Genomic DNA, 12,502 nt, shown 5'->3' with positions numbered 1-12,502 from the left:
GTGGGTGGCAAGCAATGCCCTCACCCCGGCCCTCTCCCACAGGGCGAGGGCGCAACCTCAGTCAGCTCATGACAACCGATCCCCTCACCCCAGCCTCTCCCGCAGGGCGAGGGAGCAACCTCAGTCTGCTCATGACAACCGATCCCCTCACCCCGACCCTCTCCCACAGGGCGAGGGGGTAACACCGGCGACTCTGCGGGCAATGGCAGGCGGTCGCACCGCTCGATACCAGCGTTAATCCAATAAAGGAGTGGGCAAAACAGGAGGGGGAACTCAGAAACCCGGCCGTCAGGCGCGGCGGCCGGGTGAATTGTAAAGAGTAGGGTGACAGGGAAAGGGATCAGCCTAGTCTAATCAACTCGATGGGGGCGTAGCGCTCCCCGGAGTTTGCCAGCAGCACGCACTTCTCGTGCTCCGCCTGATAGGGAGTCATGTTGTCGGTATGAGCCTCTTTCAGGAAGTCGACGGCGCCGGTGGCGGCAATCATGACGCGCTGACCCTGGTTCAGCACATTTCGGTTCCGGTCATAGATCTTCATTACACTCTCCTTTTCTTGTACCCGGGTGGGTGCTCCGGGCAGCGGGATCAGCCTACGCCTCTGAAAAAAGGTGATTTATGTCACAGATCAAAAAAGGGGCAGAGAGGGACTCACGAGGTGAAAAAGCGAGCATGGCCAGCGGCTGTCGCGCGCAATGGCGCTGCCCTGCTCTTTTTGTCACCACGGGCTCGAACCCGGCAGCGGTTGGGGTATATTGGTGGCCGATTAGCCAGTCTCATTCACCGTGGCCGCGCACGCGGGCCGCTGTATCAACAAGATGGAGAGTGCTCATGAATCGCGATATCACCGCCCAGTTCATCAAGATGCTGACCAACCTCGACCACTGTCTGGCCAAGGCCGAGGCTCACGCCGCGGCGAAGCAGTTCAACGTGGACAACTTCTTCGGCGATCGGCTGATCGTCGATATGCTGCCCTTCAGCAAGCAGGTGCTGATCTGCTGCGATTCGGCCCGCACCGTGGTGGCCACCGCCAGCCACAGCGAGCTGCCGGCCATGGGCGATGAGCCCAAAACCATCCCGGATCTGCGCACCCATATCGGCAAGACCATCAGCTATCTGCAAGGCAAGCTGGACGCGGACTACAGCCAGTATGCCAGCGGCCGTTATGTGCCCCACTGGGCGGGTGGCAAGGGGATGGATGGCCATACCTGCGTCCATGAGTACGGCATTCCCAACTTCTACTTCCACCTCACCATGGCCTACGCCCTGCTGCGCCGGGCCGGGATCGATCTCGGCAAGCGCGACTATCTGGGCGGGCTCAACATGCAATAAGGTCGCCCCGACCAGAATGACGAGAGCCTGCCATCTGGCAGGCTCTCTTTGTTTCAAGCGGCTGGCGAGCGAGGCGAATGCCCTGCCCGCCACCGGCCATTAGCCGGGGATATCGGGTTCCACCAGCGCCACCAGCTGGGTCAGCGACTCCTGCCAGCCGAGATAGCACATCTCCAGCGGAATGGCGGCGGGGATCCCCTCCTGCACCACCGCCAGCTCGGTACCGCAGCTCACCGCGGTCAGGATGATGGAGACATGGATCACCCCGGCGAGGCCGGGTTCATCGAAGCGATCGGTGTAGCGAATCCGCTCGCCCGGCACCAGTTCGAGGTATTCGCCGCCGAAGGTCTGGCTATGGCCACTGGCGAAGTTGGTGAAGGACATCCGGAACGAGCCGCCAACCCGGGCATCCAGATGCTCCACCTGACAGGTAAAACCGTGGGGCGGCAGCCATTTGGCCAGCGCCTGCGCCTCGGTAAAGGCCCGATAGACCCGCATCGGTGGCGCCTTGATGACGCGATGAAGTCGCACTGTTCCTGTTGTCATGTTCACCTCCTTACTGGATTGAGTCCCAAAGGATAGTCGCCAGCGCGAAAAGCCACCCCATCGGGTGGCCATCACTCTGCGTTAGAAGGGGCCGTTGCTCTCGCGCAGCTTGTCGGGCAGGCCATCGTGATCGCCCAGCTCGCGCGCGGGCACATCGTCCCAGTGCAGCTTGCCAAGGGTGATGTTGCGCTCGGGGTGAACGGCGTAGTGGATGCGGTTGTCCTCCCGATCGGTATCGCCGATGCAGAGCAGGCGGACAGTCTCTTCGGTGTTGTTGATAAAGGCGTGGGCCAGCCCGTCACCGGCCTTGAAACCCACCGAATCCCCCGGTTGCAGCCGATAGAGCACGCCATCGAGCCAGACATCCGGCGTCCCTTCCAGCACGTGGACAAACTCGTCTTCGGTCTTCTCGGCATGGGGCCAGCTGGTGCGATGGCCGGGTTCGACAATCTCGTGGTGAATGCCGATGCGGCTAAAGCCGAAGTGTTTGCCGAGGGCACAGCCGCGGGAAAGGGGCTCCTGACTGCCGGAGTAGTAGCGCGGCTCCTGCTCTTGCAGCTCGCTCCAGTGTTTGATGCAGGGGTGGCGGTTCATAGTGGTTCCTTATGCTATGAGGGGCAGTTAGAAAGGGCCGTTGCGCTCGCGCAGCCGATCAGGCAGACCATCGTGATCACCCAGCTCGCGCTCGGGCACATCGTCCCAGTGGCGTGCGCCGATCTGACGGTTGTACTCGGGGTGCAGGGCATAGTGGATGCGGTTGTCAGCGCGATCCCGATCACCTACGCAGAGCAGCCGCACCGGCTCATCGGTATTGTTGATAAAGGTGTGGGCCAGCCCGTTACCGGCCTTGAAACCGACCGAGTCACCCGGCTGCAACCGATAGAGCACACCATCCAGCCAGACATCGGGCGTCCCTTCCAGTACGTGGACGAACTCGTCCTCGGTCTTTTCGGCGTGGGGCCAGCTGGTACGGTGGCCGGGCGCCACCAGCTCGTGGTGAATACCGATGCGGCTAAAGCCAAAGTGCCTGCCCAGCGCGCTGCCGAGGGACATTCGCTCCTGACTGCCGGGATAACATCCCGGCTCTGCTTCTTGCAGCTCGCGCCAGTGCTTGATGCCGGGGTGACGGTTCATAGTGGTTCCTTCTGCTATGAGGAGACGGTCACGGGAAGGGTCATCCTAACTGCCAAAATAGCGGGGAGAAAAGCAGAAATCGGCAGCCCGTATCGCAGCAGATGGCGAAAAGGCGGACTCGGCAACGGGCTGATCGCCCTGCTGGCAAGGGCTGCGAGCCATGGCGGTGGCCCGCCATCGAACCAAAAAAAGAGGGAGCCGATGGCTCCCTCTCTTGATACAGCAGACGCTTACTTGCCGAGCTTACTTGCCAAGATTGTCGGCCAGCTGTTTGGCGCGGCTGGCTGCCCACAGGTCGATCATCTTCTCCATCTCCTCGGCGGTGATGGGCGCATCCTTGTGGGTGGTGTCCGGGCTCTCGCGGGCATCCATCACCCGCACCAGCAGCTTGCCGCTCTGGGAGTCGAGCAACTGGGCCATGCTGCCCACCTTGAGCAGGTAGGGCTCCTTGCCGATCATTTCGCGGGTGACGTTGATGGCGATCTTGGCCGGCATCAGGTCACGCAGTTTCGGGTCAGGACGGGTCAGGTCGAAGTTGGTGACGGCGGCCTGGATCCGCATTACTCCCGGGCCGGGGGCGGTGGCAATCTTGACACCGTTACGGATCAGCTCGCTCTGGAACTTGTCGTGGTAGTAGCGGCCAATCTGGTTCTGTTCGTTGGCGGTCAGCAGATACCACTGGCCATTCTCCTGCCGGATAAACTGGAGCGGATCGAGCAGCACCTGATTGTACTGGCGCAGATCAACACCGGGCTCCTTGTAGACACGCTGGCTGGGGTTGCTCTCGTTCTGCTGGAAGGCAGTCAGCGGAATCGCCTGCAAGCTGTGGGAGACCTGATTCTTTACGGCGCAGCCGCCCAGAAGGGCCGCCGCCATGGCAACCATCACGACCTTTTTCATATTTGCTCCTGCATTGACCGATTGTTTTTGCTGTGGATTTTGCTCCACACGGCGGGCGATCCCGTGCTGGTTGCCTCCGATTCACCCAGAGAAATACCCTATTTCCCCCCCTTCTCACAAGCGACATATGCCGAATGTTCAGGTGCCATCCAAGTTGTCATACGGAACGGGGAAAAATGCCCGCCAGCGGGCAGACGACAAACACAATCGGTGCAGGGAGATGGGGGACGAATCCCCCGCATTCTGTCTGTCAGGCGATGAGCTCGGCGCCCATGCTGGCCAGAATGGAGAGGCTCACCGTCGCAAACAGTACGCCGGTGACCAGATTGAGTGGCCGCTGCACCCGTTGCAGCAGCTGCTGGGCTCGGGAGGTGGAGAGGCTCCAGGCCAGCATGCCGAACCAGCAGACCGAGATAATGAAAAGTTCGGCCACCAGCAGGCTGCGGGCTACCCCATCCACCTCTGGCGACACCATGGCCGCCAGCATGCCGATAAAGAACACCAGCGCCTTGGGGTTGAGCAGGTTGGTGGCGATACCGGCGCGCACGCCCTTGCCCCAACCGCGCAGCTCGTTGGCTGCACTCTGCATTACGGTACTGCTCTGCTGGCGGGCTGCCATCAGGGCACCCCAGCCAAGCCAGCCCAGATAGAGGGCGCCGCCGCACTTGATCACCATAAACAACATGGGGTTGTTGGCGATCAGCATGCTGATGCCGGTCAGGCTGAGGGTGGCGTGCACCATGATGGCGAGCGAGATGCCGAGCGCCGCGCCAAGGGCGGTCGGCCGGTGCAGGCTGGTGCGCAGGATCAGGGCAAAATCGGGGCCGGGGCTGGCCAGCCCAATCAGGTGCATAAGGCCAAGGGTAAGGAAAAGACTGGTCAGCATAGCAACTCTCAAAAAAGTGATATGCCGCCAGCATGGCGGATCAGCGGGGCGTCCGGCTTGTAAAAGATTGCATCTGGGCACGAAATTCGGCCGGGGTCAGGCCAAAAGCCTGGCGAAAACCGTGGTGGAAGTGGCTCTGGTCGAAGAAACCGACCGCCAGCGCCACCTCGCTCACCGCCATCCCGCTCGCCAGCAGCCGCTTGCCCTGCTCCAGCCGCAGCCGCTTGAGCCAGGCGTAGGGAGTCATGCCGCTGCGCTTCTTGAACTGGCGCAGGAAGGCGAAGCGATCGAGACCGACCAGCCCGGCCAGCTCCTCCAGCGAGTGAGGCTCGTCGAGCCGGGCCAGCAGATAGTCGCGCAGATAGCGCAGCTGGGGATCGGCCAGCTGGTGTACTTCAGGCGCCAGTTGCAACAATTCCCCGAGCAGGGCGAGCAGCTGCCCCTCGATCAGCAGGCCATCAGCCTGCGGGTTGTCGAGATAGCTGTGCAGCTGGGCAAAGCCCTGATAGAGGTCGGGACGACTCTGCAACCCCTTGTCGAAGAAGGGCTCAGGCTGATCGGGCAGCCAGAGGGAGAGCTGCTGCGGATCGATGGCGAAGACCCGCACCTCGTACCCTTCCGGCAGCAGGCTGAGGCCGTCGTGTACCTCGTCGGGATTGACGGTCGACAGTTCGCCGCGCACCAGGGTGTGGCTGTTTCCCTTGTGGATAAACTTCTGGCCACCCCGCTGCACCAGCCCGATATGGTAGTCGAGATGGACATGGCGGCCATAGCTGAACGCCCGATGATGGGAGTGTGACAGCTCGACCCCCGGCAGGTGCGGGGATTGCCAGTAGCGGATAAGAGAATCAGTGGTACTCATGGGCTATAGATACACCGCAAGCAAGCTGGAGAGCTTGTAGATTATTGCATTCCGGCAACGTGGTTGCAGCAGCTCAGCGTCCCCACAGCCGCGGAGTCGCCTCCACCAGCGAGGCGAGCGGCACCCGTTCCACCACTTGGCGCATGCGTTGCGCCAGTTCGGGGTTGGCATCCCCCAGCGACTTGGTCAGCACGATATGCACCTCCAGCGGAGTGACCGGCAGGTAGATCAGGCGGGTCGCCGCTGAGAGCTTGGCGCGAAAATGGTTGGCGGAAATATCGTTGGAGAAGAGCGCAGCATCAATCCGCCCGCGCAGCAACTTCTGCATGTTGCCATGCTCCCAGCTGAGCTGGGAAAGGGTGTCGATATGGATCTGCGGATGCTGCAACAGCGGCGGCACGATCGCCTGACTCGACCAGCCGATGGTCGTGCCGTAGAGATCCTCCTGCCGCTCAATCGAACGCAGTCGCGATGGCACCAGTACCACCAGCACCGGCCGCAGCAGCAACAGATGCGGGTCGACATAGTGGAAATGACGGGCCCGCTCCGGCGTGTAACTCAGCAGCGGGGTCAGATCGCACTCGCCGCTCTCGAGGTTGCTGAGCAATCGTGCCACATTGAGCCCCTGCCACTCGATGGTGCGACCGATCACGGGTTCGATGTGGCGGCGAAAGTAGTCGATCACTGGCCCGGAGACCTTGCCCTGCTGATCGATGGTGACCAGTGGCGCCAGCTGGAAGACACATCCCCGCAGTGGCGCATTGACCGCCACGGCTTGGCTGATGGTCATAAAAGGAAGTAGAAGTGCCGATAGCAGTAATAACAAACGCATACCCGAACGAGAGATGCCCATAAGTGCCGACCCGATGCTCTGATAGCCATCAGCATGGCACAACGTAAAGGGGCGGGCTATCTGCTCCCCCCGTTCTGCGGCCCCTTTTGCCCCCTACTCCCATGACCATCGACCACCCGTTTTATTGCGGTGAAAATCAATAATGCCGCTGCTTTGATGGATTTTGGGGTCTTGAGATATAGTGCTGCCCCATTGATCAAACCAGCGGGTGATCGCCCCGCCGGACAGGTAGATTCATGAGACTGTTTTTGCTGTTGTTGTCGTTGTTCGCTACGACCGTAAGTTCTGATGAAAAGCCGCGCCTGCCCTATTACGACTGGGGTCGCTGCCCGTTTGAAGGTTGTACCTATCAGGCGTGGGCGACTAAGAAAGAAGTGATCGTCAGAGCCGAGCCATCCCTGACTGCCAAAGAGCTATTCCGGCTGCCCCGCGGCCAGCAGGTGGAAGGGCTGACCGGGGTCGTCATTACCAAACAACCGGGGATCGTCGAAATACTCAGACCGGTCAAACTGGGCTACAGCAAGGAGGGGAAAGGGCCGCTGTTGAATATGAAGGCAGGGGAGAAACTTTATATCCTCGGCTGGCTGGGCGAAGGCGATGGCCTGTTCTGGTACAAAGGCAAGACCTACATCCTCGATTACGACTATGCGCGCAAAGAGATCAGATACGGTTCGTCACCACAGAACCAGTGGTGGGTAAAAATTCGAGACAAGCAAGGGCGTGAGGGTTGGGTTGCAGAAGCCAAAAACTTCGCCCATATGGACCGTTTCGAATAGTGACAGCCAGCCCCCAAGATCGGAAGGCTGGCTGTTGATGACTCACTGCCCGGGTTGCAGCTTCATCTCCTGCAGATACTCCTGCACCTGCAGCTTGTAGTCCGCCTGATAGGAGAACTTGGTGCTGTCGCATGCTGCAATCAGGTTGACTGCGGTGCAGAACAGGGTGGCCGCCAGCAGCCCCTTGCCGAGCCACTGGGGATAACGGCGGCTCCAGCGCACCAGCAGCAAGAGGATCGGGAACAGGGCGTAGGGGAAGATCAGCATCAGGTGCCAGTAGTTGAAGATGATGGGTGAGAGCGCCGCACTAACCAGTACCGCCAGCACAGCTGCCAGCGCATAGAGGCCGAGCCAGCTCTCGCCATCCACCTCGGCACGATCACTGCGCAGCAAACGCGGCTTGAGTTCGCGCCACAGCTGCCAGTTGGCCTTGGCCGCCAGCAACACGGTCGCCGAGCCCACCCCGTAAATCACGATCCGCCACAGCCAGATCGCCGCCAGCTGCAGATATTCGTGCCCCGCCAGCCAGATAAACTGGGTATCGTTGACCAGCTTGCTGGCAAACAGCCAGGAGCCGTAGCGCAGCCAGTAGAGCACTGATTTCAACACCGGATAGACATGCACCAGCCCCCAGCCGATATAGCGCTGACGCGCCTCGGGATCGACGTTCTGGGTGATGTGGCTATTGCTCATCACTTCCATGGCGTAAGGGATCAGGGATGCACCGATCAACAGGGCAGCCACCACCACTCCGCTCCAGCTCACCTTGAGAATGCGGCGCCAGAAGAGGTAGGTGGACATCACCGCCAGCAGCGGCCAGGAGTAGTGCAACTGCATCGCCATGCCGATAGCCAGCAGGTGCACGATCATGTGCCAGAAGGAGGCCCGCTCGCGCATATGCCAGGCCGACCAGCAGTGCATGGCCGAGAAGAGGAACAGATAGGAGGGGTTGTAGAGCAGACTCTCGTACTGGAACCAGGGGTTAAGCCAACAGAGCACCAGAAACAGCAGACGCACCCTGTCATCAAACACCTGACGGATCACCGCATCAAACAGCAGGAAACCGACCAACCGCATCGCCAGCAGCAGCAGCATGGGGGCATAGGGAGAATCCCACAGCAGCAGCGGCCCGCCGATCAGCCATGCAGACAAGCTGCCCGGCACATTGCCCACCGCACTCGCCGCATTGCCATAGCTGAGCCAGACCCCTTCATAAGCGCCAAGGTAGCCCTTGTAGAGCATTTGAAGTTGATCGCCGGTGAGGAGTTGCAACTGGAAGAAAATCAGGGAGATCAGAAGCCCCCCACCAAGGCCCAGATAAAACAGCCCTTTGGATCCGCTCCTCTTTTGTAATTCGTTCAATCCCTGTGGCTCCTGTTATGTAGGGTTCTTGTTATTCATCGAGGCAATCCATCTGGAGAAGGTCTGCTCGAACTCGTTCATATCCAGCGAATTGATATCCTGACTGGTCAGCGATTTGGAAAACAGTGCCATGGCATCCCGGGTATTGGGGTGCCACTCCGCGTAGTTTTCACCTCCTCCGCCCAGATCCGGGTTATAGAGCCCCAGGATCGGCAAGTTCAGTCCCGCCGCAATATGTACGGTGGCGGTATCAACCGACACCAGACCAACCGAGTGACGCAGCTGGGTAAAGAGCCCGCCAATCGATGGCACCTCTGGCGACAGCAGGATCCGTGCTGGCTCGCTGGCTTTTGCGCGCAATGTGGCGACTTCCTGCTCCATCCCTGGCGGGAAAAGCAGGCAGAGGGTTTGTTGACAATGGGCCAACATCAGCTCCAGCATGCGGGCAATCATATCCGGCTGCAGACGGCGAGCACCGCCACTGCCGTATGGATTAAACGCGATCACAGGCTGCGCGGCTGGCCACCATGCTGCCAGATTTTGCTCCCAGTCAGGACTATGGGGGATCACATATCGGGTATCGGGATCGTGAATCCCCATGCTGGCCAGCAGCGCCGCAAACTTGTCGGCAAAGTGGCGTCCGGCCGTGCGCTCGCCAAGCTTGATATCAATGGAGGCCAGCGCATCATCCATGCCCGCAATGTGGCAGGCATCGACCTGATTCAAAAAGTAGATATCTTTCATCTTCAGCGACTTGCCAAGATGGACCAGATATCCGACCCGCCCCAGAGAGTGCGCCAGCGCTTTCAGTTCGCCATAAGCCGGGCGCTTGGGTACCTCGATGACCCGATCGGCCCCCAGATGATCGCGAAATAGCGGAGCCATGGCACTGGTCGTCACGACCCACACTTCCCGCCCTGGCTGGGCCCGGCGGATTTCCCGCGCGACCCAAGAAGAGACGATGGCATCACCCAGCTTGGCATCCCAACGAAGCAGCACCACCTTGCCACTGCCATCGTCAGCCGGACGACTGTGCGCCCGGTCAAACAACCAGCGACCCAACCAGCGACGCAATACATCGCGCGCCAGTTGCAGCTCATTAATCAGTCCCATGGAGACCTCGGAATCCAAACAAAGGGGATCAGGATACCAGCATGCTGTTGAGGGCGGCACTCACTTCGGCCACCTCCAAGGTAGCGAGGCTCTCTCCCGGGGCTCTCACCAGCTGATGGGAACCATAAAGCGGAATAAAAGCATCGCGCCACGGCTCGCTGTTCATCAGGATCAGGGTGGGAACCTCGTAGGAGGCCGCAATGTGGATGATCGAGGTATCGGTGGATAACACGGCGCAGGCATCGCGGATCAGCGTCGCTGAATCCAGAATCGAATCCGGATAGATGGCGGTGAGATCCGGCCGGGCAACAGCCAGGGGGTCGCGACTAAACAGCAGATAGCGAAGCTTGTCATGAGCAGGCAGAGCACGCAGCAACTCACCTTGCAGCTCACGGCCAATGGTATTGCCACGCTGGCTGCCAGCCAGATTGACGATCACATAGCGCCCAAAACTGCGGGTCTCATAATCGGGATTGCAAGGGCAGGGAATATTGGTTGCTGAGGTTTCACCCTCAGCAATAGCCAGCATCCTGTTGACGAAGTGAGGCTCGCGAGCGGCCGCCACTTCACGGGCTCTCTGCCGGAAATCGGGCAGCAATCTCTGCTGATTGTCGCTTTTGCGCCGCAGCGGCAAAGAGACCAGACGACCATTGGCAACAAACAGCATCTTGGCCATGGCCAGCTCGTCCGGCTCATCGAAAAGATTGATCACCAGATCAAACTGTCGAGCCTTCAGTGCTCGCAACTGGCGCCAACCGCCTGCATCCCACAGACGATCGTTCAGTGTAACGGGATGGTAGGCCACCACTCCGTCCACGGTACGAGCCAAGGCGGCATTGCGCGGACTGCACAGCAGCTCAACAGCGGCCTCTGGATAACGCCGTTTCAGGGCATCCAGTGCTGGCAGTGACAACACAAAGTCACCGATGGCATCGAAACAGATAACGAGCAGAGAGCGGACTGGCTCTTCAATCTTCTTCGCCGCAGGCTGGTCACAAAGCAGATAGCGAGCAAACTGGAACTTGGCAAATTTCTTCAAATTCATGATCTATTCGCCCGGCACCGACGGCTTGCCGTCAGCGTTCTGCTCGAGATAGTGACCATAGGCACGATCGTCAATCGTGGTGGCGAACAGATCGACATCGAGACAGCAGGGCTCAACACCAGACGCACTTACGCCCGTCAATTGCAGGAGGCCCGTCAGGTAGTCCGCCGGCATCCGCACCGGATAGGCCCTGGCCAATAACTTTTTGGCCCCCTCCAGCGTCAATATGTAACCGGCAGCAGACAACACCGCACGCTTGGAGCCTTTGCTGGGCGTCCTGTATTTGGCAAGTCTGTAACCCTCTGGCAGAGCTCGCAAAAGAGGCCATTTTTTAGCCTTGCCATGGTGCAGGAAGACAATGTCGGAGCGATTGCACGAAGCTATCTTTTCAACGATTTTCTTGAAATGCATATGCAGGTAAGCGTCATCTTCAAGAATGACACAACGCTCGATACCCTTTGCGACCATCATCTCGTAAAGCTTGATATGGCTAAGCGCGCACCCGATCTCGCCAAGGCTCAGTTCATGCCCGGAAATAGCCTTGGCTTCAACCATATCAACCAGCCCGACATCTCCTTCCATCAAATTACGGCCATCAATGGCATCAAAAAAACTGAACTCAATGCCTAAATGCTTCATCTGCTTGCACGCCATCTCTCGGCGTTCGGCACTACGGGAAAGACTGATGACAAAAACTGGGATCATGTTATCTACCATCCGAACCCCCTCATTCATCGAGCAAGGGGGATGAAATTGTTTATAAAAGCTCGCGCAACATATTATCAAATTCTTTCAAGACACTCTCGCTTGAATATTTAGCAAGGTCAATATTTGATAATTTCGGGGGAGGGTTGAGCAATGCATCGGTCAATGCAGGCACATCTCCCATAGGTACCAGAGTACCCAGCCGCCCACGCTCAAGAACCTCACTGGGGCCAACAGGGCAATCGGTAGAAATAACCCGGCCACATAGCAATAATGCCTCTACCAATACCAATCCAAATCCCTCTCCCCGTGAACTCAACACGAAGGTATCAGCATGCTTCATCCATACATAGGGGTTGGCTTTAAGACCGATAAAATGAACGCGGTCATGCAAATTCAAGTTAGCGGCTACCGATTCCAGATAGTCCCGATCTGGACCATCACCAATAATAACCAGATCTTTATCAAATTGATTATCCAGCGCTTTGGCATAAGCCAGTATTAAGCCTTCAATATCCTTGGTCTGCTCGTCCAGACGAGAAACACTTAAGATATATTTTTTTTGTAAAAAAGCTATTTCAGCAAAGGAATTCTCTTCATGTTTTTCACTGAGACTTAATATGTTAGAGAAATCAAATGGATTGTAAATAACATGTGTTCTCTCTAACCAATTCATTTTCTCACACTGAAGTTCCGCGAGCATATCCTGACAGATCAAAACAACCCTATCGTATTTATCGCACCTTTTCCTCATGTGTCTTTTTCGCAGTTCAAGATTATAAAAACTTGAATGTAACCACATCACCTTTGGCTTGGAGCAGTGTTTTAAATACTTGAAAAAATCACCATCAAGAAAATCAATAACAAGATCGTTACTTTCCACCAGCCTATTGATTTTTTGTCGTTTTCTTATTGAACCAATTAATTTTGATAAAAAAGAACCACCAATATTAAAGTCAAAATTTACAATTTTTGCTACTTGGGCAATATC

At 58.0% G+C, this 12,502-nt stretch carries 15 protein-coding genes; 2 read left to right on the top strand and 13 right to left on the bottom strand.

Annotated features, from left to right (window positions below; genetic code table 11):
• Positions 1–340: 340 nt before the first annotated feature.
• Positions 341–538, bottom strand: coding sequence for a putative selenium delivery protein YdfZ (gene ydfZ / locus AACS24_RS01175; RefSeq protein WP_005357022.1), 198 nt, complete (start codon positions 536–538; stop codon positions 341–343).
• A gap of 290 nt (positions 539–828) precedes the next feature.
• On the opposite strand from ydfZ, the gene AACS24_RS01170 reads away from it, so the two are divergent.
• Positions 829–1,329, top strand: a complete 501-nt coding sequence (locus AACS24_RS01170) for a DUF1993 domain-containing protein (protein ID WP_108572103.1) — start codon at positions 829–831, stop codon at positions 1,327–1,329.
• 99 nt (positions 1,330–1,428) lie between these two features.
• On the opposite strand, the gene AACS24_RS01165 is transcribed toward AACS24_RS01170, so the two are convergent.
• From AACS24_RS01165 to AACS24_RS01135, 7 genes are all read right to left on the bottom strand, one after another.
• Positions 1,429–1,875 carry an SRPBCC family protein gene (locus AACS24_RS01165; RefSeq protein WP_108572102.1) on the bottom strand — a complete coding sequence of 149 codons (447 nt, stop codon included), beginning with the start codon at positions 1,873–1,875 and terminating at the stop codon, positions 1,429–1,431.
• 81 nt (positions 1,876–1,956) lie between these two features.
• Positions 1,957–2,469, bottom strand: a complete 513-nt coding sequence (locus tag AACS24_RS01160; protein WP_108572101.1) for a cupin domain-containing protein — start codon at positions 2,467–2,469, stop codon at positions 1,957–1,959.
• Between the two features lie 27 nt (positions 2,470–2,496).
• The gene (locus AACS24_RS01155) at positions 2,497–3,009 is read right to left on the bottom strand and encodes a cupin domain-containing protein (protein WP_033113954.1); all 513 of its coding nucleotides are present in this window, start codon (positions 3,007–3,009) and stop codon (positions 2,497–2,499) included.
• Between the two features lie 243 nt (positions 3,010–3,252).
• Complete coding sequence (locus AACS24_RS01150; protein WP_108572100.1) at positions 3,253–3,909, bottom strand: DUF3313 domain-containing protein; 657 nt, start codon at positions 3,907–3,909, stop codon at positions 3,253–3,255.
• Between the two features lie 250 nt (positions 3,910–4,159).
• Complete coding sequence (locus AACS24_RS01145; RefSeq protein ID WP_108572099.1) at positions 4,160–4,795, bottom strand: LysE family translocator; 636 nt, start codon at positions 4,793–4,795, stop codon at positions 4,160–4,162.
• Between the two features lie 40 nt (positions 4,796–4,835).
• Positions 4,836–5,657, bottom strand: a complete 822-nt coding sequence (locus tag AACS24_RS01140; RefSeq protein ID WP_041209800.1) for an AraC family transcriptional regulator — start codon at positions 5,655–5,657, stop codon at positions 4,836–4,838.
• A 73-nt stretch (positions 5,658–5,730) separates the two neighbouring features.
• Positions 5,731–6,447, bottom strand: coding sequence for a substrate-binding periplasmic protein (locus tag AACS24_RS01135; protein WP_108572098.1), 717 nt, complete (start codon positions 6,445–6,447; stop codon positions 5,731–5,733).
• Positions 6,448–6,746: 299 nt separating this feature from the next.
• Between AACS24_RS01135 and AACS24_RS01130 the strand changes: the two genes are divergently transcribed.
• Complete coding sequence (locus AACS24_RS01130; RefSeq protein WP_108572097.1) at positions 6,747–7,286, top strand: hypothetical protein; 540 nt, start codon at positions 6,747–6,749, stop codon at positions 7,284–7,286.
• A 42-nt stretch (positions 7,287–7,328) separates the two neighbouring features.
• Here the strand turns inward: AACS24_RS01130 and AACS24_RS01125 are convergent, their stop codons facing one another.
• The 5 genes from AACS24_RS01125 to AACS24_RS01105 all read right to left on the bottom strand — a co-directional run.
• The gene (locus tag AACS24_RS01125; protein ID WP_108572122.1) at positions 7,329–8,528 is read right to left on the bottom strand and encodes a 3-deoxy-D-manno-octulosonic acid transferase; all 1,200 of its coding nucleotides are present in this window, start codon (positions 8,526–8,528) and stop codon (positions 7,329–7,331) included.
• A 135-nt stretch (positions 8,529–8,663) separates the two neighbouring features.
• Entirely contained in the window at positions 8,664–9,761 is a 1,098-nt protein-coding gene (locus tag AACS24_RS01120; protein WP_108572096.1) for a glycosyltransferase family 9 protein, read from the bottom strand.
• Between the two features lie 28 nt (positions 9,762–9,789).
• Positions 9,790–10,806, bottom strand: a complete 1,017-nt coding sequence (locus AACS24_RS01115; RefSeq protein ID WP_258223043.1) for a glycosyltransferase family 9 protein — start codon at positions 10,804–10,806, stop codon at positions 9,790–9,792.
• A gap of 3 nt (positions 10,807–10,809) precedes the next feature.
• Entirely contained in the window at positions 10,810–11,523 is a 714-nt protein-coding gene (locus AACS24_RS01110; RefSeq protein ID WP_258223042.1) for a glycosyltransferase family 25 protein, read from the bottom strand.
• Positions 11,524–11,563: 40 nt separating this feature from the next.
• Positions 11,564–12,502 (bottom strand): glycosyltransferase (locus tag AACS24_RS01105; RefSeq protein WP_108572095.1); only part of this gene is annotated, 939 nt, incomplete at its 5' end.

The organism is Aeromonas sp. HMWF016 (assembly GCF_963878195.1).
GTDB classification, from domain to species: Bacteria; Pseudomonadota; Gammaproteobacteria; order Enterobacterales; family Aeromonadaceae; genus Aeromonas; species Aeromonas lacus.
This window is presented reverse-complemented; position numbering and strand designations above follow the sequence as displayed.